Annotated in this window: 24 protein-coding genes; 17 read left to right on the forward strand and 7 right to left on the reverse strand. The window is 60.1% G+C overall.

Going from position 1 to position 20,781, the window contains the following annotated elements; all coding sequences use genetic code 11:
• Positions 1 to 277: 277 nt before the first annotated feature.
• The 3 genes from AC2VNO_RS18735 to AC2VNO_RS18745 all read left to right on the forward strand — a co-directional run bounded on the left by AC2VNO_RS18735 (position 278) and on the right by AC2VNO_RS18745 (position 2,241).
• On the forward strand, positions 278 to 916 hold the full coding sequence (locus AC2VNO_RS18735) for a cell division protein ZipA C-terminal FtsZ-binding domain-containing protein (protein ID WP_486935550.1): 639 nt from the start codon (positions 278 to 280) through the stop codon (positions 914 to 916).
• 315 nt (positions 917 to 1,231) lie between these two features.
• The gene (locus AC2VNO_RS18740) at positions 1,232 to 1,798 is read left to right on the forward strand and encodes a GNAT family N-acetyltransferase (RefSeq protein WP_486935551.1); all 567 of its coding nucleotides are present in this window, start codon (positions 1,232 to 1,234) and stop codon (positions 1,796 to 1,798) included.
• A gap of 32 nt (positions 1,799 to 1,830) precedes the next feature.
• Positions 1,831 to 2,241: a VOC family protein gene (locus tag AC2VNO_RS18745; protein ID WP_486935552.1), complete on the forward strand. Its 411-nt coding sequence runs from the start codon at positions 1,831 to 1,833 to the stop codon at positions 2,239 to 2,241.
• Between the two features lie 22 nt (positions 2,242 to 2,263).
• Here the strand turns inward: AC2VNO_RS18745 and AC2VNO_RS18750 are convergent, their stop codons facing one another.
• Positions 2,264 to 2,722, reverse strand: a complete 459-nt coding sequence (locus AC2VNO_RS18750; protein ID WP_486935553.1) for an Lrp/AsnC family transcriptional regulator — start codon at positions 2,720 to 2,722, stop codon at positions 2,264 to 2,266.
• Positions 2,723 to 2,846: 124 nt separating this feature from the next.
• Between AC2VNO_RS18750 and AC2VNO_RS18755 the strand changes: the two genes are divergently transcribed.
• Complete coding sequence (locus tag AC2VNO_RS18755) at positions 2,847 to 3,842, forward strand: nucleoside recognition domain-containing protein (protein ID WP_486935554.1); 996 nt, start codon at positions 2,847 to 2,849, stop codon at positions 3,840 to 3,842.
• Between the two features lie 47 nt (positions 3,843 to 3,889).
• Here AC2VNO_RS18755 and AC2VNO_RS18760 read toward each other — a convergent pair whose 3' ends face one another.
• Entirely contained in the window at positions 3,890 to 4,375 is a 486-nt protein-coding gene (locus AC2VNO_RS18760; protein WP_486935555.1) for a phosphate-starvation-inducible PsiE family protein, read from the reverse strand.
• A gap of 217 nt (positions 4,376 to 4,592) precedes the next feature.
• On the opposite strand from AC2VNO_RS18760, the gene AC2VNO_RS18765 reads away from it, so the two are divergent.
• The 8 genes from AC2VNO_RS18765 to AC2VNO_RS18800 all read left to right on the forward strand — a co-directional run bounded on the left by AC2VNO_RS18765 (position 4,593) and on the right by AC2VNO_RS18800 (position 10,467).
• Complete coding sequence (locus tag AC2VNO_RS18765) at positions 4,593 to 4,970, forward strand: CidA/LrgA family protein (RefSeq protein WP_486935556.1); 378 nt, start codon at positions 4,593 to 4,595, stop codon at positions 4,968 to 4,970.
• Positions 4,967 to 5,677, forward strand: a complete 711-nt coding sequence (locus tag AC2VNO_RS18770) for an LrgB family protein (RefSeq protein WP_486935557.1) — start codon at positions 4,967 to 4,969, stop codon at positions 5,675 to 5,677. The genes AC2VNO_RS18765 and AC2VNO_RS18770 overlap by 4 nt, the downstream gene beginning before the upstream one ends.
• Positions 5,678 to 6,036: 359 nt before the next feature.
• Complete coding sequence (locus tag AC2VNO_RS18775) at positions 6,037 to 7,560, forward strand: SLC13 family permease (protein WP_486935558.1); 1,524 nt, start codon at positions 6,037 to 6,039, stop codon at positions 7,558 to 7,560.
• Positions 7,561 to 7,640: 80 nt separating this feature from the next.
• Positions 7,641 to 8,201: a sugar O-acetyltransferase gene (locus AC2VNO_RS18780; protein ID WP_486935559.1), complete on the forward strand. Its 561-nt coding sequence runs from the start codon at positions 7,641 to 7,643 to the stop codon at positions 8,199 to 8,201.
• A 19-nt stretch (positions 8,202 to 8,220) separates the two neighbouring features.
• Positions 8,221 to 8,631 carry a fosfomycin resistance glutathione transferase gene (gene fos, locus AC2VNO_RS18785; protein ID WP_486935560.1) on the forward strand — a complete coding sequence of 137 codons (411 nt, stop codon included), beginning with the start codon at positions 8,221 to 8,223 and terminating at the stop codon, positions 8,629 to 8,631.
• Between the two features lie 69 nt (positions 8,632 to 8,700).
• Positions 8,701 to 9,288, forward strand: a complete 588-nt coding sequence (locus AC2VNO_RS18790; RefSeq protein WP_486935561.1) for a YdeI/OmpD-associated family protein — start codon at positions 8,701 to 8,703, stop codon at positions 9,286 to 9,288.
• A 59-nt stretch (positions 9,289 to 9,347) separates the two neighbouring features.
• A complete protein-coding gene (locus tag AC2VNO_RS18795) occupies positions 9,348 to 9,881 on the forward strand; it encodes a DUF6622 family protein (RefSeq protein WP_486935576.1) in 534 nt (177 codons plus the stop codon).
• A gap of 118 nt (positions 9,882 to 9,999) precedes the next feature.
• The gene (locus AC2VNO_RS18800; protein WP_486935562.1) at positions 10,000 to 10,467 is read left to right on the forward strand and encodes a hypothetical protein; all 468 of its coding nucleotides are present in this window, start codon (positions 10,000 to 10,002) and stop codon (positions 10,465 to 10,467) included.
• A 37-nt stretch (positions 10,468 to 10,504) separates the two neighbouring features.
• Here AC2VNO_RS18800 and AC2VNO_RS18805 read toward each other — a convergent pair whose 3' ends face one another.
• Complete coding sequence (locus tag AC2VNO_RS18805; RefSeq protein WP_486935563.1) at positions 10,505 to 11,407, reverse strand: extracellular catalytic domain type 1 short-chain-length polyhydroxyalkanoate depolymerase; 903 nt, start codon at positions 11,405 to 11,407, stop codon at positions 10,505 to 10,507.
• Between the two features lie 465 nt (positions 11,408 to 11,872).
• Here AC2VNO_RS18805 and AC2VNO_RS18810 point away from each other — a divergent pair, with 465 nt between their 5' ends.
• Positions 11,873 to 12,646, forward strand: a complete 774-nt coding sequence (locus AC2VNO_RS18810) for a nuclease-related domain-containing protein (RefSeq protein ID WP_486935564.1) — start codon at positions 11,873 to 11,875, stop codon at positions 12,644 to 12,646.
• A 228-nt stretch (positions 12,647 to 12,874) separates the two neighbouring features.
• On the opposite strand, the gene AC2VNO_RS18815 is transcribed toward AC2VNO_RS18810, so the two are convergent.
• On the reverse strand, positions 12,875 to 13,810 hold the full coding sequence (locus AC2VNO_RS18815; RefSeq protein ID WP_486935565.1) for an integron integrase: 936 nt from the start codon (positions 13,808 to 13,810) through the stop codon (positions 12,875 to 12,877).
• Between the two features lie 343 nt (positions 13,811 to 14,153).
• Here AC2VNO_RS18815 and AC2VNO_RS18820 point away from each other — a divergent pair, with 343 nt between their 5' ends.
• The 4 genes from AC2VNO_RS18820 to AC2VNO_RS18835 all read left to right on the forward strand — a co-directional run bounded on the left by AC2VNO_RS18820 (position 14,154) and on the right by AC2VNO_RS18835 (position 16,211).
• On the forward strand, positions 14,154 to 14,486 hold the full coding sequence (locus AC2VNO_RS18820; RefSeq protein WP_199458291.1) for a DMT family transporter: 333 nt from the start codon (positions 14,154 to 14,156) through the stop codon (positions 14,484 to 14,486).
• Between the two features lie 491 nt (positions 14,487 to 14,977).
• Complete coding sequence (locus AC2VNO_RS18825; protein ID WP_486935566.1) at positions 14,978 to 15,292, forward strand: transcriptional regulator; 315 nt, start codon at positions 14,978 to 14,980, stop codon at positions 15,290 to 15,292.
• A complete protein-coding gene (locus tag AC2VNO_RS18830) occupies positions 15,285 to 15,584 on the forward strand; it encodes a helix-turn-helix domain-containing protein (protein WP_486935567.1) in 300 nt (99 codons plus the stop codon). Before AC2VNO_RS18825 ends, AC2VNO_RS18830 begins: the two co-directional genes overlap by 8 nt.
• 141 nt (positions 15,585 to 15,725) lie before the next feature.
• Complete coding sequence (locus AC2VNO_RS18835) at positions 15,726 to 16,211, forward strand: VOC family protein (protein WP_486935568.1); 486 nt, start codon at positions 15,726 to 15,728, stop codon at positions 16,209 to 16,211.
• Positions 16,212 to 16,286: 75 nt separating this feature from the next.
• Here AC2VNO_RS18835 and nirD read toward each other — a convergent pair whose 3' ends face one another.
• The 3 genes from nirD to AC2VNO_RS18850 form a co-directional block, all read right to left on the reverse strand.
• Positions 16,287 to 16,658, reverse strand: a complete 372-nt coding sequence (gene nirD, locus AC2VNO_RS18840) for a nitrite reductase small subunit NirD (RefSeq protein WP_486935569.1) — start codon at positions 16,656 to 16,658, stop codon at positions 16,287 to 16,289.
• 83 nt (positions 16,659 to 16,741) lie between these two features.
• Entirely contained in the window at positions 16,742 to 19,243 is a 2,502-nt protein-coding gene (nirB, locus tag AC2VNO_RS18845; RefSeq protein WP_486935570.1) for a nitrite reductase large subunit NirB, read from the reverse strand.
• Positions 19,240 to 20,553 carry an NAD(P)/FAD-dependent oxidoreductase gene (locus AC2VNO_RS18850; RefSeq protein ID WP_486935571.1) on the reverse strand — a complete coding sequence of 438 codons (1,314 nt, stop codon included), beginning with the start codon at positions 20,551 to 20,553 and terminating at the stop codon, positions 19,240 to 19,242. Before AC2VNO_RS18850 ends, nirB begins: the two co-directional genes overlap by 4 nt.
• Between the last annotated feature and the right edge of the window lie 228 nt (positions 20,554 to 20,781).

A 20,781-nucleotide genomic window follows, 5' to 3' on the forward strand; every position in this document is an offset into this window, starting at 1 on the left:
AGCATGGTGTTTTCCGGGCCGCGCCGCCATAGAAATGCTTCAACGCTAAAAATGCCCGGTTGGCTGTTAGAGTGAAGAGCTGCGTGGCGAGCGCGACTGGCACTGCCATGTCTTGAGGCTAAGTACCGTTCAGCGTTGAGAAGACGTTGTGCAATGAGCAGAAAAACGGCGTAATCTCGTTCCAAAATCAAAGTGGCTACACGTCTTTTGTCCGTCAGGTGCATTGAGGTGACAAGGGCGAAACTCGCGTGGGCCAGTGAAGGTCGAGGAACGCAGGATGGATCCGGTCATATTGGTATTGGTCGTTGCAGGGGTGGCACTCGTGCTGGCTCTGCTGTGTCTAGTGGCATTCATCAAGACACGGCGTCAGCGCGACGGGCTGCAAAAGGCGAATCAACTCAAGACCGCCGATACGCCACCTGCGGCCAGCGCGCCGCCACCCACCATGCCGGAGAAGAAGCCTGCGCCGGATCCCGAGCCGATGCGCCGTTTTCAGGTCGTGGCAACAAAAGAGATCAAGCAGTGTCTGTTCGTCATCCTCGAGTGGCCGGGGCTGGACACCAACCGCCGCCTCTCTCGCCTGCTCAAGGAGCACAACGCCAATTACGACGCCAAGCTCGGCGTCTACACCATCCGCGACTCTCAGGCGGGCTACAAACTCACCATTGCCAACTCTCAGCCGCCAGGCACGCTGCCGCCCATACATGAAGGCGATGACCAGCCTACCGTTGCCGGTGTCTCGATTCTGATTCACTTCATCAACAAGCGCAGCGTGGCGCGCAACCCCGAAACCCTGATTCGCATCACCCAAGCCATCGCCGCCATCGGCGGACAGATCCTCGATGCCGAGCGCAATGAAGTCAGTGCGGAAGAGTTCGAAGTGCTGAGGCAGCAGGCCCAGCGGATGTCCCGCTGACGCGACGCCGCCTATGAGCTGCCAAAATTCGAACAACAGCGCAGTGAGATCTATAATGATGACCTGGCGGTGGAGGAATTCCCCCGTAGCGAAGGGAGCGCCAGGGGGCTGCTCGAAACGTGCAAAACCATTGCGTTGCAGCGGGGCGCCTTCATAATCCATGTACGGTGGATTGTGCGATACTCCCGCCATAGAACACTTTTCCAAGCTCGGAGTGCGAGAGAGGACGGACTCCATTCAACACTGCTGTGCCGCTGGAGCGAGGGCTGCTCAGGCGAACAGTAAGTACGCAGTGTGCCGCCAGGGAGGGCACTGATGATCGAGTTGCAAACACCGCGCCTGCGGCTGCGCCCATTATCCAACGGCGATATCCCTGCGCTGGCAGACATGCTGGCCGATCCCGAGGTCATGCGCTATTCGCTGCGCGGCCCCTGCGATGAAACGGCAACGCGCCTTTTTCTCGATTGGTCCTTCGATTGCTACATCAACCATCGCACCGGACCGTTGGCGGTAGTGGACAAGCACGGCGGCGATTTCGTCGGCTTCTGTGGCGTTTCCCCTGAATGGGTGAATGACACCACCGAGTGGAGCTTGGGCTACCGTCTCGCCCAACCTTACTGGGGCAAGGGGCTGGCGACCGAAGCCGCCCTTGCCACGCTGGAGCACGCTTTCGACGAGCGTCGGTTCGATTCGATCGTCGCGCTGGTGGAGCCGACCCATGAGGCGTCGCTGCGAGTGGCACAAAAGGTGGGCTTCGGCCGCTTCGAAACGCTCGAGTTTCATCGCCGACCGGTGCGCCTCTATCGTATGCGTCGAGCGCGCTGGCAACAGAAGAACCTGGCCGTTCGAGGAGAGGTCGAGGTAGCCGCTGTAAGTAAATGATTCGGCTTGGCGTACACAAAGGGGAGAGCTCCATGAAACCCAGGATCAGCATGATCACGCTTGGTGTTCGCGAGCTTGCCGCGTCAATCCGCTTCTATGAACAGGGGCTTGGTCTGCCACGCATGGAGTCGCCTCCCGAGGTGGCGTTCTTCACCCTGAACGGGACCTGGCTCGGCCTTTATGGCCGCGAAGCGCTAGCCGAGGATGCCGGTGTTTCACCCGAGGGCAGCGGTTTTTCCGGCATCGCGCTGGCGCACAATCTGGCTTCCGAAGCGGAAGTCGACGAGCTGCTGGAGCAGGCGGTCGCCGCTGGCGCCAAGCTGGTCAAGCCCGGACAGAAAGTGTCCTGGGGCGGCTATTCGGGCTATTTCTCCGACCCGGATGGCTACCTCTGGGAAGTTGCTCACAACCCCTTCGTATGGATCGGGCCCAAGGATGAGTAGGGCAGAGCGCTTTGGCCATCAATTAGATACCCAGCGATAGCCGCGTCTCGAACTTGGTGCGCTTGCGCGATATCAGCGTGCGGAACTTGTGCACGCCGTCGCAGGCATCCAGCACGCGGTCGCAGAAGCGATCGTAGCACTGCATGTTGGCCACGCTGACGATCAGCACGAAATCCACCTCGCCCGTGACCTGATAGCACTGGGTGACTTCGGGGGCGGCTTCCATCTCTTTGATGAAGCGGCCGTAAAGCGCCTTGTCGTCTCGCGTCATGGTCACTTCCACCACCATGTGAAGGTTGGCGCCTAGCGCTTCGGGCGCCAGGATCACCACTTCGCGCTGGATCACGCCTTGCTCCTTAAGGCGGCGAACACGCTTCAAACATGCCGAGGGTGAAAGCCCGACCCGCTCCGCCAATGCCTGATTGGTCAGGCTGGCATCGCACTGCAGCTGATCGAGAATCCTCAGGTCGAGTCTGTCCATGTGCAGGAAATTTCCCTGGGGTCCACAAAAAGCAACATTCTTCCCGTTTCAGGGTAAGAACGCCATCGCCTTGTTCGATACATGAGTAAAGTAAGCGGCTGGACCCTTACGGAACGACGCCCACATGACACAACGACTTCCTGCCCGCCTGCTTGGCACGATGGGCAAGCTGTTGCGCGAGGTCTGGACGGTCTATTGGACCCTGCTCAAGGTGATGGTGCCGGCACTGTTGATCGTGAAGGCACTCGAAATGCTGGGCATGACCGAGCTGCTTGGCCAATGGCTCGCGCCATTGATGGCGCCGCTGGGGCTGCCAGAGCCGCTGAGCGTGGTGTGGGCCGCCACACTGCTGACCAACATCTACACCGGCCTGGTCATCTTCTTCGAAGTCACGCGGGATACACCGCTGACCGTGGCGCAGGTGACGGTGCTGGGTGCGCTGATGGCAGTGGGGCACTCGCTGCCGATAGAGGGGGCCGTGGCGCGCATGGCCGGCGTGCCCTGGTGGCTGACCGTGCTGCTACGCGTCGGCGGTGCCTGGCTGTTGGGTTGGCTGCTGCATCTCAGCTACTCGTGGGGCGGCTGGCTTCAGCATGCCAACAAAGTGGTGTGGGAACCCTCGGTTCAGGATGCGACGCTCATGGCCTGGCTGCAGGGGCAAGCCACGACGCTTGCCACCATCTTCGTGGTGATCTTCTCGCTGATGAGTCTGCTCAGGCTGCTGCGTTGGCTGGGGGTGGAGAGGCTGATTCATAAGCTGCTCTATCCGCTGCTGCGACTGCTGGGCATCGGCCCGGCAGCAGCCAACATCACCGTCATCGGTATTACCCTGGGGCTCACCTTCGGTGCCGGCCTGCTATTGCGCGAGGCGCGCTCGGGGAGCCTGACCCCACGTGACATCGTGCTCACGCTCTGTTTCCTCGGCCTGTGCCACAGCCTGATCGAGGACACGCTGCTGATCATGCTGATGGGAGCGGATCTCTCCGGCCTGCTATGGGCGCGATTTGTCTTCGCACTGGTGATCATCGCCGTGCTGGCCAGGCTGCCTTGGTTGAAGCGGGCCAGCATGCCCGCCTGGTTGTATGTCGAGAGAGCGTCGAGCCGCCCCGCGCCGGGGTAGGCCCATGGCAGAATTACCGGGCCTACCCAGCGCTGGCCCAACCGGGGTCAGGGCCTTCGCGTCACCAGCCAGTGGGTTACCCCCAAAGCCAGCACGACGGCTGCAATCGCTATGATCTCCATGGCCGTGACGGTTTCGGTATCCATGATGATGACCTTTCGCGCAATCGCCATGAGCGCCGTGGCGATCACCAGCTGAATGGGCAGCATGTTGGTGCCCAGATAAAGCCGAATGTTGATGAAGATCTCGATAGCGATCAGCACCACCATGAAGGCACTGAAGATGGCGAAGATATCGCTTACTTCAAACAGCATGAAGGGTGGTGTCATGAGTCGTGTGTAAAGCATGTAGACTACATCGATCACACCCCAGATGATCACCACGACCATCAGTACGGACAGTACCTTGACGGCGAATCGGATGATTCGATGAAGGTGGCCGACCAACGGGTCCTCATGTTCCTGTGGGAGCTCGTCGTGATAGAGGCGATGCTTTACCAAACGCTTGGCGTCTTCTTTGTTGGACACTTCCATTGGTTCACCCTTCGGCTGCGTCAGGCTTTGTTGCCCGCGGATTGGACTTTAGTCGCGTTACAAAAGTTCACGGCTGTCCGGTTGAGCATGCGGCTCGTAGCCCTTCGTTCGGATCGACCTGGTGGGCAAGCAGGGGAGAGCCGGGACCTCACAGCTGATCGATAGCGTGTTAATCTTATTGCCGACTCGTACTCCCTTTCACTGCGGCGGAGATGGCATGAAGCTGTTGCGTGGTTTCCTGTGGCTGCTCGTTTTTCAACTGCTTGGCCACGCCGTCGTTGAGTGGTTGTCACTGCCTGTTTCCCACGCCATGGCGGGCCTGCTGTTGCTTTTCGCCTGGCTGCTGGTGAAGCGTCGCCTCAACGAGAGCGTGGCCACCGCAAGCCAGGCACTGCTTCCGTTACTCGCCATGCTCATCATGCCCGGCGTGGTGGGAGTGTTCTTCGTCATCGACGAATTCGCCGGCCACTGGACGGCGGTGCTGATCGCTCTGGGGGTGGGCACCTTCCTCAGCGTGCTGACCACGCTATGGCTGATGCTGCGCTTCATGCCCAAGGAGGCCGCAAGCAGCGACGAGCGGAAGCCGCAGTCATGAACGAGCTATACGATTCGCTGATAAACACACCCACGCTTGCCGTGGCGCTGACCCTGGCGGCCTATCTCGGCGGAGTGACCCTGTTCGAGCGCATGGGGCGGCCAAGCTGGTGCCCGGCCGTGCTGATCGGCGCCGTGTTCACGGCAGCCGGCCTGTGGTTGCTGCGCTACGACTTCGTCGACTATCAGCGCAACGTCGCCTGGCTCACGCTGCTGCTGGGCCCGGCCACCGTGGCGCTGGCGGTGCCGCTTTATCAGCAGCGCCAACACATCTTCGCCCTGTGGAAACCTATCCTCTGCAGCCTGCCGCTGGCTGCTGTGCTTGCGGCCTTCTACGCCGTGCTCATCGCCTGGCTGCTGGGCGCTCCGCCCGCGGTACTGGCCTCGCTGGCGCCCAAGTCGGTCACTGCACCGCTGGCCATGGGCATACAGGAGCAGATCGGCGGTTCGCTCTCGCTGATGCTGGGCGGCCTACTCATCACCGGCGTACTCACCACCATCTTCGTCTCGCTTCTGGCGCGCCTGCTCAAGATCACCGACCAACGCATTCTCGGCTTTGCGCTGGGCGTGAACGGCCATGCCATCGGTATCGTGCGCGCCTTCGAACTCGGCCCCAAGGCCGGTGCCTTCGCCTCGCTCGGCATGAGCCTGGTCGGCGTATTCAGTGCCCTTTTCCTGCCGTTGGCGTGGCGCCTGCTGGGCCTGTAACCAGTACGGCTTCGTGAAGTGAACGTTCTGGATTCTGTCCTCTCGCGACAATTTACGCTATAAGGTCCCCCGCCGTTTCCTGATGCCCTGAAACGGCGTTTTTCAATTGGTAAACAAAAGGTTACATAGACGAGGTCAACATGGAATGTTCCTCGTAGGAACCTTGAAGGGTGGTGCCCGAAGAACCGATAGAGCATCGGGAAGTGAGGCAAGCACAGGGACGTTACGGTGGCCTGGGCCACGGTTTGATCAACATGCGTGAATAGCGGGAGATTTTGATTATGGCAGAACAGCCTTCTGCGCCCGAGGGGTACGAGGCTAAGTCCGAGGGACAAGGGACTGGCGGTCGATCGGCCAGAATGACGTGGGGGCTGCGCGCTTTCGGGTTGCTCGTTGCGCTACTCGTCTGGATAGCCATGGGCTTCGCCGAAGGGCTCTCACCGGATGCGCGTTGGGTGGCGACGATCGGCGCTCTGATGGCGATCTGGTGGATGACGGAGGCTATCCCGCTCTCGGCCACGGCGCTGCTGCCGATCGTGCTGATCCCCATGCTCACTGAGCGAACGGTCGGCCAGGCTACGGCGCCATATGCCAGCTCTATCGTCTTTCTGTTCCTGGGTGGGTTCCTGATCGCCATCGCGATGGAGAAGTGGAACCTTCATCGCCGTATCGCCCTGCTGACGCTTGCCCGTGTCGGGGTAGAGCCGAAGCGAATCGTGCTCGGCATGATGCTGGCGACGGGCTTCTTGTCGATGTGGGTGTCCAACACCGCAACGACGCTGATGATGCTGCCGATTGGGCTCTCCGTTCTGCGCCTGGTGGCAGAGCGCAGCGGTGACCCTTCGGCGACCGGCGCGTCTGACCACGAACCCCATCGGGCCGGCCACGTGGATTTCATTGACGATGACAATATCAAGCGCTTCGGCGTCTGCCTGCTGCTCGCCATCGCCTGGTCGGCCAGCATGGGCGGGCTCGGCACCTTGCTTGGCAGCCCGCCCAACGCCATCGTGGCAGGTTACGCTGCCGACGAGCTGGGTCGCAGCATCGGCTTCGTCGAGTGGATGATGCTCGGCGTGCCGCTTGGGTTCACCTTCATCCTGGTTGGCTGGGTGCTGATGACCCAAGTGCTCTATCGGTTCAAGATCGATGACATTCCCGGCGGCAAGGAGATGATCGCAGGCGAGATCGATAAGCTCGGCTCGCTCAGCCAGGGTGAGAAGATGGTCTTGCTCGTTTTCGGCTCGGCGGCGTTCCTGTGGGTCGTGCCGGGGGTGCTTGCCAGCCTTCCCGGCATGGCGGAGCGTCTGGGGCCGCTCGGCGATCTGGATGACACCGCCATTGCCATCGCCGCCGGCATTGCCCTGTTCATCCTGCCCGCGCGAGGCAGGAGCGAGATGGTGCTGAACTGGAAGGATGCCGAGGAAGGCTTGCCCTGGGGCGTGCTGCTGCTGTTCGGCGGTGGCCTGAGCCTGGCGGGCGCGGTGGCAGCCACCGGCCTGGACGGCTGGTTCGGTGAACAGATCACCGGGCTTCACGTGCTGCCGATTCTGCTGCTGGTCGCCGCCGTGGCCACGCTCGTGCTCTTCCTTACCGAGGTCACCAGCAACACGGCGACGGCTGCCACCTTCATACCCGTTCTCGGTGGCGTTGCCCTGGGCATCGGGGCCGACCCGATGACGCTGCTGATTCCGGCGGCCTTCGCCGCGACCTGCGCCTTCATGTTGCCGGTTGGCACCCCACCCAACGCCATCGTCTTCGGCACCGGTGCGGTTACCATCGCCCAGATGGCGCGTGGCGGTGTCGTTCTCAATATCATCGGGGTCATCCTGATCACGATATTCTGCTACCTGCTGGGCGGCTTCGCGCTTGGGCTGCAGTTCTGACGGCATAGCGGAAGGTAGGCGGGAAGCCCTCTTGCAGCGTGAGAGGGCTTCTCGAGGCATGTCGGTAGCAAGGAGGGTGAATGGAAAAGGAAAAAATGCTGGCCGGCGAGCTCTACGACCCACGCGACCCACAGCTGCTTGGTGAACGACGTCGGGCTCGCCTATTGACCAAAGCCTTCAACGAAACCCGCGACGATCAGGGAAAGGAGCGCAAGCAGCTGCTGCTCGAACTGTTCGGCAGCATGGGCAAGGGCACATTCATCGAGCCGCCGTTCTACTGCGACTACGGCGGCAACATCACCTTGGGCGAGCGCGTGTTCTTCAACTTCAATTGCGTCATCCTCGACGTGGCGGAAGTCAGCATCGGCAACCACGTCTTGTTTGGCCCTGGCGTGCAGATCTATACCGCGACCCACCCGCTCGATGCCGAACGGCGCCGCAGCGGCCTGGAAGCCGCCAAACCGATCACCATTGGCGACGACGTTTGGATCGGCGGCGGGGCGATCCTGTGTCCCGGTGTCACCATTGGCGCCCGCTCGGTCATCGGTGCCGGCAGCGTGGTGACCAAGAGCATCCCCGAGGACGTGCTAGCCGGCGGCAACCCCTGCCGGGTGATTCGCCCGCTTGGGGAAGAGGCGTGACACTGAGAAGAGGTGAGGCATGATCACCGGCATCAACCACCTGACGCTTGCGGTCAGCGATCTGGAACGCTCCTTCGGCTTCTATACGCGCGTGGTGGGCCTCGAGCCGGTGGTGAAATGGGCTCGGGGCGCCTATCTTCAGGCGGGTGGCGACTGGATCTGCCTCTCGCTCGATGATCGGACCCGCACTGGGCCATTGCCCGAATATACTCACGTCGCCTTCACTGTTAGCGAAGAGGTTTTCGCCCGCTGTGCCGATACCATTCGCGAGCAGGGCGTGACGATCTGGAAGGAGAACCGCAGCGAAGGCGATTCCCTCTACTTTCTCGATCCGGACGGCCACAAGCTTGAGATTCACACCGGCGATCTGCAAAGCCGACTGGCGGAACTGCGCGAAAGCCCCTATGAAGAGTTGGAGTGGTTCATATAACAGAGTCTAGGGGTTAGTAAGTACTGACTGGGTGGAGGGCTACTTCCATTGAAAAAGAGAAGCGATGCTGTGAAAACAACAAATCCAAAAGTCGAAGCGCTGTTGAGCAAGATCGAGTGGCAGGAAGAGAAAAGTAAATTGAGGACCATGCTGCTGGACTGCGAGCTGAGCGAGGACGTGAAGTGGGGAAAGTTGTGCTACTCGTTCCAGAACAGCAACGTGGCCGTGATCTTTGCGATGAAGACATACTGCGCGCTCGGCTTCTTCAAGGGCAGCTTGCTGAAGGACCCCGAAGGCATTCTCGTCGCACCGGGTGAGCATTCGCAGGCGATGCGCCAGGTTCGCTTTACCAAGGCGCAAGAAATCGATGCCGTGGCGCCAACGTTAAAAGCCTATCTTCACGAAGCCATTGAGGTGGAAAAGGCTGGCCTGACGGTGGATTTCAAGGAGAAGCACGCGCTGGAATATCCCGAGGAGTTCCAAGTGGCGCTGGATGGAAATACGGCCTTGAAAGCTGCCTTCGAATCGCTCACGCCGGGGCGGCAGCGCGGCTACATTCTGCATTTCACCGGTGCCAAGCAATCCAGTACGCGAGCGTCGCGGATCGAGAAGTGTGTGCCTGATATACTAGCGGGGAAGGGGCTCAATGGTCGCTGATACCGAGTGTGAGGGGGTAAGTAAGCACTGACTGGTGGGTCTGGCTTCGTCTCGCTACGCTGGGCGAAACAACGCAGGGAAAGCACATGCTGCTCGACATCATAAGAAACACACCCCTCTGGGTTTGGCCGCTGCTGCTGTTTCTGCTCTACCGCGGCTACCAGCAGAGCCAGGATCGCACCATCGGCCTTTCCAAGCTGGGTATCCTTCCCGCGATCTTTCTCATACTGGGCCTATACGGCGTCATCAACGTCTTTGGTGCCCAACCACACAACCTGATGCTCTGGGCGCTCGGCATAGGGCTCGCCGTGGCACTTCACCTAAAATTGGACCTCCCACGAGGCGTTCGCTTCTCCCCGCAAGAGCAGACCTTTCATGTACCGGGAAGCTGTCAGCCGCTTGCTCTCATGCTGACCATCTTCTGTGCAAAGTTCACCGTCGGTGTCATCGTCGGAATGCGGCTGCCCATTGCCGACACAGCGGCCTTCGCAGGCATCGTCAGCCTGATTTACGGCTCGCTCGGTGGCATGTTCCTTGGCCGCGCGGTAGTGATGTGGCGGACCTCGCGGCTGAGGAGTGTCGAGAGGGCTTGATGAATGAGAGCCTAGCCATGAGAGTTAAGTTGATCTCATAGAGCGGCCATCTTTCTCGGCTTTGAATGGCTGCCTCAGCAAGAGCAGCGCTCGCCACGGAACCTTGAATAGGACAGGCATGCACGAATTAGCAGCGAGATGGATTGTGGACTTGTTGAAAGAACGGAATATTCCGTTTCTGGTTTGTGGTGGGCTCGCAGCAAAGGGGTATGGCTCCCGGCGTGAGCTGAATGATATCGACTTGTTCGTTCACGGTGAATGTTACCCAAAGATCGTTCAGGCCGGTCAAGAATTCATCTCCAAGCCCGATGCTCACTATCGAGAGGAGGGCTGGGACCTGACCTATGTTCAGTTCAAGTATGAAGGCATCAAAATCGAAGTGGGAAATGCAGATGGAGCACGCATCTTTGATGAAAACAGCCAGCGATGGATTCCGCTGAAAATTGAGTTCTCCCGCCACGAAATAGTCGACTTGTTAGGGCTAGAGCTTCCCTTGATGCTTAAGGAGGATCTGATTCGCTATAAGTTGGCACTGTCACGGCCGGTGGATTTGGAAGACATCCGGGCGATCCGTGACAGTAAGTAAAGGTTTGACGCTTTACCCTGGAGAAAGCTTACCTGCTTTATGTAAGGCCCCAGAAATGCGCTATATGGCGGGTCGAGGAAATGCCGACTTCCAGCATATACTTGTCTTCCTCCCCGAGGCCCTCGTCTCCTCCGGCCATGATGGGGGTGCCGTGCCCCATTCCTTCGATGATGTATTCCTCGATCACCTCCCGCCCGTCCGCGTTGCACCATACCTGCCGGGGGAAGCCGTCGACCTGCTCCACCCGTGTCGGTGGCCCTTCGACCTTGTGGATCTTCTGCCACTGGCGGACGATAGAATCGGCGTTGGCATTGTCGACGGTCGAATCGCTGCCGCCATGCCAGACCGAGATCGTCGGCCAGGGGCCGTCGAATGTCGAGGCGTCACGGACTAACGAGTCGAGCCCGCTATCCGATGGGCCGCCAAATCCCTTCATGCGAACCAGTGCCTGCATCAGGGAGTCCGCGCTACGGTAGGGTAGGCCGGCGATGATCGCGCCCCCCGCAAATACCTCCGGGTAGGTCGCCAGCATCACAGACGTCATGGCGCCACCCGAGGACAAGCCCGTGATGAAGACGCGCGCCGGGTCGATGCCATGATCTTCAACGACCTGCTCAATCATATGACGAATAGAGAGAGGTTCACCGCCGCCGCAGTGGGTATCGCCAGACTTGAACCAGTTGAAGCTGCTAAGGGGGTTGTTGGTCTTTCTTTGCTCCGGATATAGGAGCGCTATCCCGCATTCGTCGGCGAGAGCAGACCAGCCTGATCCGTGATCGTAGCTCTCGGCAGACTGGGTGCTGCCGTGCAGCACGACGACCAGGGGGCCGTTCGTCTGGAAGTTCTTGGGGATATAGGTGGCCGCATGTAGCGAACCGGGGTCAGTTCCGAATTTATCTAAATCCGTCAGACGATCGCCGTTGCCTGAAGATGGCGACATATGGCCTCCTTGCCTTTGGTAGGGCGCATGAGACTTCCCATCGAACGTCAGCACAGCGGACGCAAGCGGGCAGTCGGGGCCATTGGCCTCCTTGCCAGTCTAGCATGGAGTGACCTTTGCGAAGCCGGAGCGCTGCTTGAAAGCTGGCTGCATGCCCACTCATGCCAACAAAAGTGCTGCGCACTACGCCTAGACCCCATTAGCGACGAAAGTGCGTACCAGAAGAAGCTCACCATCACCCAAAAGTACCAGCGCCGCGGTGCTGCGCTTTCTGTGCACTCCTTGCTGAATATGAAAACCGGCGATGTGAGAGATGGCTGGCATGGCGTAAGCATTTGTCCTAACCAATACGACCTAGGTCATAAATCAGTCTCGTTACGTAGATTTACACTTAAGAAGGCGATAGGTTGGGAAGAAAGCGGGCCGAAGCGATCCGTTTGCCGATTCGTCTGTGCGAGATGTGCCTTGGACTACTATTCGATCTTTTATGAAGCCGTGCGCCCGCTGTGGTGGCTTCCTCTCGTCGCGCTGACGCTCGGCATCCTCAAGTCCCACTGGTTCAAGGGCCTGTTCGGTGAAGCCTTCGTCAAGCTGATCGCCAAGGTGCGGCTGCCGGCGGATGAATACCGAGGCATCCATAACGTCACGCTTGCCACGCCCGACGGCACCACCCAGATCGACCACGTCCTGGTCTCCCGCTACGGCATATTCGTCATCGAAACCAAGCACATGACGGGCTGGATCTTCGGCAGCGAGAAGCAGGCGCAGTGGACACAGAAGATCTACCGCAAGACCTTCAAGTTCCAGAACCCGCTGCGTCAGAACTACAAGCACGTGAAAGCGCTGGAAGCCCTGCTCGACGTGCCCTTGGAAGCCATCCACTCAGTGGTGGTCTTCTCGGGCAGCGCCGTATTCAAGACCAACATGCCGGACAACGTCACTATCGGTGGCGGCTATGTGCGCTACATCAAGTCGTTCCGGGAGCCTGTATTGAACGATTTCCAAATCCAGGAAGCGTTGGAAAGAATCGAAACCGGCCGATTGGCGCCCAGCCGTGAAACACACCGCCAGCACGTCAAACAGCTCAAGGCCCACTTAGAATCCTGCTCCGACCGAACCTGCCCGAAATGTGGAAGCGTCATGGTGCTACGCACCTCGAAACGGGGCGCAAACGCCGGCAACCGATTCTGGGGATGCTCGGCCTATCCCAAGTGCCGGGAGGTGCAGGATGTGGCATAGCGCTGGGTATCAGGCGAGGGAGACTGAATGCGGATCCGCATCGTTCGGCTCTTTTCCTCAAGATGCGGCGACGCCTGCCGATGGTTCATTTGGTTAGCTGCATATAAGCACATGTTTCGAAGCGGGTTTTCATCCCCATGGAGGCATGCCGGCGGCCAATAACCGCTAAGGGGGGGGGCTGGGATCGGCACCTCCTGGCGGTAGCGTGCCTGAATGACTCGATTTCCCTTATCCCAGAGGGCTGCGCACGCCGGCAAAGCCTTTGCCCAGTACATGCGTATAAATCTGAGTGGTTTCCACGCTCTTGTGCCCCAGCAATTCCTGAACGGTGCGGATATCGGTTCCCTGGCTTAGCAACTGAGTGGCGAAGCTGTGTCTCAGGGTGTGACAGGAGCCAGGGCGCGGCAGCGATGCAGCTCGCATCGCATTCTTGACGGTCTTCTGCACCGCTGATGGATGGATATGGTGAAGAACGACATTGCCGGCATCATCGAAGCAGGGGCGGCTAGCTGGAAATACCCATTGCCAGGCCAAGGATATTCCAGCGTTAGGATACTTACGGTCCAGCGCGTGGGGAAGCGTCACGGGAACACTGCCATGATTCAGACGATGGTTGAGTTGCTGTTTGGCAATGGTAATTTGATGCTGCAAAGAAGGGATGCAGGTAGCAGGGAGTAGTGTGGTTCTGTCCTTGTCGCCTTTGCCAGATCTCACCGTAATAATCTGACGTTCGAAATCTATATCTCGGACACGTAGGCGGCATGTTTCAAGCACCCGTAATCCCGAGCCATACATCAAGCTCGCCATCAAATGCATGGGGCCAGATAGTTGATTCAACACGTACGTCACTTGCTCATGACTCAGTACCACCGGTAGCCGGCGTGGTTGCTTGGCGTGCGCGAATTCACCAATCTCTCCCAGGGGCTGTTCAAGGACGTGGCGATATAGGAACACGATGGCATTCAGCGCCTGGTTCTGCGTGGCCGCTGCCACATGGCGCTGTACCGCAAGGTGCTCCAGGAAAGCCCTGACTTCGGGGCCACCCATGCTGGCGGGATGACGTACGCCATTGAAACGAATGAAGTAGCGTATCCAGTAGCAGTAGGTTTTCACGGTGCGAGGGCTGTAGCGTTTAACCTTCATGATGGCCTTCACGCGATCCATGAGTTTTGGAGGTCGCCTGTGCGCGTCCATAAGCTGCTCCTTGCATTCTTTTTGCTGGTTTTTTATACAGTATATCCATTCCGGCTAAATGCGCAAGAACGCGAATTCTGTATAGGTTGCCTAGCTATTCTTAGTCTAATGAGATATCAATGGGTTAGGTGCGAAGCAGCAGGCTAGATAAGATTGTTGAACGCGCCGGCGCGTTCAAGATGATGAACGAGCGTGCTATCCAATACCTGTTAGATGTAGTTTGCTCACAGCAAATCGCGTAGGACAAGACTGATATTTTTAAAAAATACTCTATAAAATACGACTCCTTCTTGAAACGTAGGAGTTGATTTCTATGAAAAACTGGATGTTCTTGGCTATTGCAATATTTGGAGAAGTGGTTGCAACTACTGCACTAAAGTCTACCAATGGATTTACTAAGCTAGGCCCGTCCCTTGTAGTTTTGGTGGGTTATGGAATTGCATTTTACTTTCTTTCGCTATCCCTTAAAGCAATACCTGTGGGTGTCGCGTATGCAGTTTGGGCGGGTTTGGGAATCGCTTTGGTGACATTGATTGCATGGGGTGTCTATGGGCAAAAGCTGGACACTTGGGGGTTTGTTGGCATCGGGTTTATTGTGAGTGGAGTAGCAATTCTTAATCTATTATCCAAGGCTAGCGTTCATTGAGCTGTCAGGCATCTAACAATCGCAGGCACAGCGACGGCTTTTCCGTTTCGGCTGCGCCTTCACTACAAAGCCGCGCGTGCTGCGGGCGTTAGGCCTTGTGTCCCGCACTGTGTTGCCGCCGGGCTCCAGGCAATCTGTAGCAGCTCGCTTATCCGCAGCGTTTGCACCTCGCACGCGCGGGGCGGGCATTGGCAGTCAATCCTGCAGCAACTCGGCTTTGTACAGGCGCGACTCTCCGCAAGATTCGACCGGCCGAGTCGGCTTCGGACAGCGCGCAGTGAGAGTTCTTGGCCGCGCGAGGCGAGTGTTCTGGCTTCGGCCCTGGTAAATGCCAGCCTCAGGCCGCTCGGCCAGACTTGTTGTACTGTTTGTCTCAGGGGTTGGGCTGTCGCAAGGTCGGGCGCAAGCTCGGCGTGCGGCGGCCTAACTCTGGTGTTAACCCTTCTTCTTACCGCCTTGCATAAATCCGTCATTGACGTATAATTGTCGCCATGTACACAATCATCGAAACCCCTACATTCGAAGCGGATGCCAGAAATATTTGGACCGAGGAGGAGCGCAGTGCGTTCTTCGGCTGGTTGGCCGCTAATCCGGAGATTGGTGATCTCATACCTGGCAGTGGAGGATGTAGAAAGGTTCGGTGGTCGATAGCGGGTTCAGGTAAGCGTGGTGGGGTGCGAGTTATCTACTTCACCAAGTTAGCAAATGGTGAGATCTGGTTGTTGGTGATCTACAAAAAAGCTGTTAAGGAAAACATACCCGCGTATATTTTGAAGTCAATTCGTGAGGTGCTGGAAAATGAGTAACGAAAATTTGAGAGCAGAGAAGCTTGGTAATAAGTTGCTTCAGTCTGTCAAAGAAATGAAAGCGGGCAAAGTGGCCCGGGTGAGTCACGTGGAGCCTAATGAGGTTGCTGAGGCGCGGAGCAAAACTGGCCTGACGCAGGTTGAGTTTGCTGAAGTTTTGCATATTTCGCCTCGCACTTTGCAGGAATGGGAACAAGGTCGACGCAAACCTTCTGGCCCTGCAAAAGCACTTATCGAGATTGCTTTCCGTCACCCCGAGGTTATTCGGGAAGATTTAGCGCTTAGGAGTTAACAAACAACTGCAGCGGATCTGTTTTGCTGCGCAAAAAAGCCCGCTGAGTTGGGCGTTAACCACCACCCCTGTCGATTCCGACCAGCTCCGTTCGACGTTAGATTGCTACTCACAGCAATCACCCACAGAAGGGAGCCGATCATGAAGAACATGGTAAAGAACACGATCTGCCTTTGGTACGACGGCGGCGCTGAGGAAGCCGCGCGATTCTATGCCGAGACCTTCCCCGATTCGTCGCTCGATGCGGTGCACCGGGCGCCTGGGGATTATCCCTCGGGCCAGGAGGGGAGCGTCTTGACGGTCGAGTTCACCGTGCTGGGCGTTGCGTGCCTCGGGCTGAACGGCGGGCCTGCCTTCAAGCATAGCGAAGCGTTCTCGTTTCAGGTGGCGACCGAAGACCAGGAGGAGACGGATCGCTACTGGAACGCCATCGTTGGTAATGGCGGCCAGGAGAGTGAATGCGGGTGGTGCAAGGACAAGTGGGGCATCTCCTGGCAGATTACGCCGATCGCGCTGACGAAAGCCTACACCAGCCCCGACCGCGCCGCCGCCAAGCGGGCGTTCGATGCCATGATGACGATGAGGAAAATCGACATCGCCGACATCGAGGCAGCCTTTCGCGGTTGAGATGAGGGTGGCTTACCCAAAGCCGCCGACGCTACCCCAGCGTCGGCGGCTTTTTCTTTATTTAAGGCCTCAACCTCACGCCTCGATCCACACCTCGTCGCCCTTGAAGCTCACCTTCCAGGTGCGCAGTTGCACGCTGTCGTCTTCCAGGCACTGGCCGTCTTCCAGGCGGAAGTGCTGTTTGTAGATCGGCGAGGCGACGACGGGCTGGCCCTTGATGTCACCGACGATGCCGCGGGCGATGACGTTGGCGTTGGAGAAGGGGTCGTGGTGGTCCAGGGCGTAGAGCTCTTGCTCCTGGCCCGGTAGGTAGAAGAGGGCCACCTGGGCCGGGCCTTCCGGCGTTTCCACCCAGGCGGCGACGCCGGAGAAGGGCACCAGGTCGGCGCGGGTGCAGAGGGTTTGCCAGGTCTGGGTCATGGTCTTCGCCGCAGTTGCTGTACTCATTTTCGTTTTATCTCCAGATTCGTTTCGGGAAAGCGGCGAGCGCGTGCCACGCAACGGCGGGATTCGCTCACGTAGCCATTCCTTTAAGCCGGGCGAAGCTGGCCGCGCTCGGTGGTATAGATAATGTCCGGGTCCGGGCGCGCGTCGTTGACGAAGCTACGGAAGCGCTTCAGCTTCTCCGGGTCGCTGATGGCGTTGGCCCATTCGCATTCGTAGGCGTCGATTACGGTCTGCATCTGCCGGTCGAGCTCTTCGCCGATGCCGAGGCTGTCCTCGAGGATCACCTGCTTGAGGTAGTCCAGCCCGCCTTCGAGGTTCTCGCGCCATACCGAGGTGCGCTGCAGGCGGTCGGCGGTGCGGATGTAGAACATCAGGAAGCGGTCGATGATGCGGTAGAGCTGCTCGTCGTCGAGGTCGGTGGCGAACAGTTCGGCGTGGCGCGGGCGCATGCCGCCGTTGCCGCACACGTACAGGTTCCAGCCGTTCTCGGTGGCGATCACGCCGATGTCCTTGCTCTGGGCTTCGGCGCACTCGCGGGTGCAGCCGGAAACGCCGAACTTGATCTTGTGCGGGGCGCGCAGGCCCTTGTAGCGGTGCTCCAGCTGGATCGCCATGCCCACGCTGTCCTGTACGCCGTAGCGGCACCAGGTGCTGCCCACGCAGGACTTCACCGTCCGCAGCGACTTTCCGTAGGCGTGGCCAGTCTCGAAGCCGGCTTCGATCAGCTCGCCCCAGATCGCCGGCAGGTCCTCCAGGCGGGCGCCGAACAGGTCGATGCGCTGGCCGCCGGTCACCTTGGTGTAGAGTTCGTACTTCTGCGCCACCTGGCCCAGCACCACCAGCTTGTCGGGGGTGATCTCACCGCCCGGCACGCGGGGAACGACGGAGTAGGTGCCGTTCTTCTGCATGTTGGCCATGAAGGTGTCGTTGGTGTCCTGCAGCGGGATGTGGGCCGCATCGGTAATCGGCTCGTTGAAGCAGGAAGCCAGGATCGAGGCTACCGCCGGCTTGCAGATGTCGCAGCCTAAGCCCGTTCCGTGTTTCTCCATCAGCTCGCTGAAAGTCTTGATGCCCTCCACCCGTACGATGTCGTAGAGCTCCTGGCGGGTATGGGCGAAGTGTTCGCAGATCGACTTGTCGACCTCCACGCCACGGCTCTCGAGTTCATGATCCACCAGGGTCTTGAGCAGGGCGACACAGCCGCCGCAGCCGGTGCTGGCCTTGGTGTCGCCTTTTACCGTGGCGAGATCCACCGCACCGCCGTCGATGGAGGCGCACACGTCCGCCTTGGTGACGTTGTGGCACGAACAGATGGTGGCGGTTGCCGGTAAGGCGTCCGGCCCCAGCGCGGGGGCCGCTTCGCCGCCGGCGGGCAGGATCAGCGCAGCCGGCTCCTCGGGTAGCTCAATGCGGTTGGCGTAATACTGCAGCAGGGTGTCGTAGTAGCTGTTGTCGCCCACCAGCATGGCGCCTACCACGCGCTTGCCGTCGCTGGAGACGACCAGCTTGCGATACTGCTGCTTGATGGGGTCGAGGAAGCGGTACATGCGCGCGCCGGGGGTGCGGTCGCCGTGGGCGTCGCCGATGGAGCCCACGTCGACGCCCATCAGCTTGAGCTTAGTGCTCATGTCGGCGCCGCGGAAGGTGTCGCTGCCTTCCAGAAGCGTGGAAGCGGCGGCCTTGGCCATCTGATAGCCGGGGGCCACCAGGCCGAAGATGCTGTTGTTCCACAGTGCCACTTCACCCACGGCGAGAATCTCCGGGTCGCTGGTCAGGCAGCTGTCGTCGATCACCACGCCGCCGCGTTCGCCGAGTTCCAGGCCGCAGTCGCGGGCCAGTTCGTCACGGGGCCGAATGCCGGCGGAGAATACGATGAGGTCGGTTTCCAGTACCTTGTCGTCCTGGAACACCATGCGATGACGGCTGCGTTCGCCGTCGACGATCTCCTGGGTGGCGCGGCCGGTGAGTACCTGCACGCCCAGTGCTTCGATCTTCTCGCGCAGCAGTTCGCCACCTTCGGTATCCACCTGCATCGGCATCAGGCGCGGAGCGAACTCCACCACGGCAGTATCGAGGTCGAGCCCGCGCAGGGCGTTGGCGGCCTCAAGGCCTAGCAGGCCGCCACCCACTACCACACCGGTGGCGGCGTTCTCGGCGGCGGCACGAATGGCGTCGAGATCTTCCAGGGTGCGGTAGACCAGGCAGCCATCGCGGTCGTTGCCGGGAATCGGCGGTACGAAGGGGTAGGAGCCGGTGGCCAGTACCAGACGATCGTAGCGGTAGCGGCCCTGGGGCGTCACCACTTCGCCCTTGTCGCGGTCGATGGCGGTGACCGCTTCGTGCAGGCGCAGTTCGATGCCGTTGTCGGCGTAGTATTCGCCGGTGGAGAGCGCCAGCGAGGCGGCGTCGCGGCCGCTGAAGTACTCGGAGAGGTGCACCCTGTCGTAGGCCAGGTGGCGCTCCTCGCCGAACACGATCACGTCATAGCGCTGCGTGGCGCCCTGTTCGACGAGCTGCTCGACCAGATGATGGCCGACCATGCCGTTGCCGATAACGATGAGTTGCTGTTTAGCGGGCGTGTTCATGCGGCCTCCTTCGCGGGGCGTTGCGGTGATTCATTGAGTGCGTCGTCGAGCAGGGTTTGCGCGTCGGCGGCGCCGAGCAGCAGGGCCGAGCGGCAAGGGGTGAGGTCGCGACCGGCCAGGGCCTGTTCGAAGTACCAGGGACCCGAGGCGGTATCGCCATAGAGCACGACCCCTTCCAGGCGGCCTTTGCGCAGCAGCAGGCGGCGGTAGTCGCCCTGCTGGGGATCGCGATAGCTGAGCACTTCATGGCCGCCGGGTTCGGGATCGGTGGGGCCGAAGGCGTAGAGCGAAACGCCGCTGACCTTGAGCTTGGTGGCGCAGGGGTTGTCGACATAGCCTTCGCTGCGCTCGGCGCTGCCGGGGCAGAGCCTGTCGGCGAGCACTTCGACCTGACGCCAAATGGGTTCCACCAGGCCGAAGGTCTGGCCTTGGAACTCGCAGCACTCGCCCAGGGCGTGAATGGTCGGCTCGCTGGTGGTGAGCCATTCGTCGACGACGATGCCGCGGTTGACGTTGAGCTCGGCCGCACGACCCAGTTCGGCGTTAGGCACGATACCGATGGCCGCTACCACGCAGTCGGCGGCAAGCCGCGTACCGTCGGCCAGCCAAGCGGCGCAGACGTGGCCGTCGGGGCCGGCTTCCAGGCGTTCGAGCTGGGCATCGGTGTGAATGTCGAGCCCACGTTCGCGCAGCTCTTTTTCGAGCAGCCGGGCGGCGGTGAGGTCGAGCTGCCTATTCATCAGGCGGTCGTCGCGCTGCAGCAGGCTCACCTGCATGCCGCGCTTACGCAGCCCTTCGGCGGCTTCCAGGCCGAGCAGGCCGCCCCCGATCACCACGGCGTGGCTGCCATGCTCGGCGGCGCGTGCCAGGGCGTCGGCGTCGTTGAGATCGCGGAACAGGTGCACCCCGGGCAATTCGAGCCCAGGCACCGGCGGCCGGGCCGGGTTCGAGCCGGTGGCCAGTACCAGGCGGTCGTAATCGAGTTCGCGGCCGGCATCGGTGGTCAGGCGCCGTGCGCTGCGCTCGATCGTTTCCACGCGTTCCCCCAGCACCAGGTCGATGTCGTGCTCGGCGTACCAGGCAGCATCGCGCAGGGTAAGTGCGTCGCGCTCCATCTCGCCGGCCAGCAGGGGTGAGAGCAGGATTCGGTTGTAGGCCGGTGCCGTTTCAGCGCCGATCACGGTGATGCGTGCGGGCCGACCGGGGCGGGCGAGCAGCGCTTCGACCAGGCGATGGCCGGCCATGCCGTTGCCGACGATGACCAGGTGCTCCTGTCGCGGTTGGGCGGTGTCGGTGTGTCGATGTCCCATGACGAGCCACCTCCTGTTTCCATCAAGACAAACGCAAAAAGGCGCCTCGGCACCGTTTCCCCGTGATGGGGAGGGTGCAGAGACGCCGTTGTCGTATTCGTGTCGAGCGACCGCCGTTGGCCGCTGTTTAGGCTGTACGTTTCAAGAACCCGGCCAGGGGCCGCTCGGCACTGAATTTATGCTGCTATTTCATGGGCCTGAGTGCGGGACGAGTGGCCGGCTGGTGGG

The sequence above is a fragment of the Halomonas sp. TH-94 genome (genome assembly GCF_057473365.1).

Bases quoted from the DNA above. Each gene is read 5' to 3' on its own strand.
- AC2VNO_RS18770 (WP_486935557.1), top strand. From the start codon at position 4,967: ATGAACGAGCTATACGATTCGCTGATAAACACACCCACGCTTGCCGTG.
- AC2VNO_RS18815 (WP_486935565.1), bottom strand. From the start codon at position 13,810: ATGGATCGCGTGAAGGCCATCATGAAGGTTAAACGCTACAGCCCTCGC.
- AC2VNO_RS18820 (WP_199458291.1), top strand. From the start codon at position 14,154: ATGAAAAACTGGATGTTCTTGGCTATTGCAATATTTGGAGAAGTGGTT.
- AC2VNO_RS18760 (WP_486935555.1), bottom strand. From the start codon at position 4,375: ATGGAAGTGTCCAACAAAGAAGACGCCAAGCGTTTGGTAAAGCATCGC.
- AC2VNO_RS18805 (WP_486935563.1), bottom strand. From the start codon at position 11,407: ATGTCGCCATCTTCAGGCAACGGCGATCGTCTGACGGATTTAGATAAA.
- AC2VNO_RS18850 (WP_486935571.1), bottom strand. From the start codon at position 20,553: ATGGGACATCGACACACCGACACCGCCCAACCGCGACAGGAGCACCTG.
- AC2VNO_RS18825 (WP_486935566.1), top strand. From the start codon at position 14,978: ATGTACACAATCATCGAAACCCCTACATTCGAAGCGGATGCCAGAAAT.
- AC2VNO_RS18765 (WP_486935556.1), top strand. From the start codon at position 4,593: ATGAAGCTGTTGCGTGGTTTCCTGTGGCTGCTCGTTTTTCAACTGCTT.
- AC2VNO_RS18775 (WP_486935558.1), top strand. From the start codon at position 6,037: ATGACGTGGGGGCTGCGCGCTTTCGGGTTGCTCGTTGCGCTACTCGTC.
- AC2VNO_RS18735 (WP_486935550.1), top strand. From the start codon at position 278: ATGGATCCGGTCATATTGGTATTGGTCGTTGCAGGGGTGGCACTCGTG.
- AC2VNO_RS18755 (WP_486935554.1), top strand. From the start codon at position 2,847: ATGACACAACGACTTCCTGCCCGCCTGCTTGGCACGATGGGCAAGCTG.
- AC2VNO_RS18745 (WP_486935552.1), top strand. From the start codon at position 1,831: ATGAAACCCAGGATCAGCATGATCACGCTTGGTGTTCGCGAGCTTGCC.
- AC2VNO_RS18830 (WP_486935567.1), top strand. From the start codon at position 15,285: ATGAGTAACGAAAATTTGAGAGCAGAGAAGCTTGGTAATAAGTTGCTT.
- fos (WP_486935560.1), top strand. From the start codon at position 8,221: ATGATCACCGGCATCAACCACCTGACGCTTGCGGTCAGCGATCTGGAA.
- AC2VNO_RS18780 (WP_486935559.1), top strand. From the start codon at position 7,641: ATGGAAAAGGAAAAAATGCTGGCCGGCGAGCTCTACGACCCACGCGAC.
- AC2VNO_RS18750 (WP_486935553.1), bottom strand. From the start codon at position 2,722: ATGGACAGACTCGACCTGAGGATTCTCGATCAGCTGCAGTGCGATGCC.
- nirD (WP_486935569.1), bottom strand. From the start codon at position 16,658: ATGAGTACAGCAACTGCGGCGAAGACCATGACCCAGACCTGGCAAACC.
- nirB (WP_486935570.1), bottom strand. From the start codon at position 19,243: ATGAACACGCCCGCTAAACAGCAACTCATCGTTATCGGCAACGGCATG.
- AC2VNO_RS18800 (WP_486935562.1), top strand. From the start codon at position 10,000: ATGCACGAATTAGCAGCGAGATGGATTGTGGACTTGTTGAAAGAACGG.
- AC2VNO_RS18740 (WP_486935551.1), top strand. From the start codon at position 1,232: ATGATCGAGTTGCAAACACCGCGCCTGCGGCTGCGCCCATTATCCAAC.
- AC2VNO_RS18835 (WP_486935568.1), top strand. From the start codon at position 15,726: ATGAAGAACATGGTAAAGAACACGATCTGCCTTTGGTACGACGGCGGC.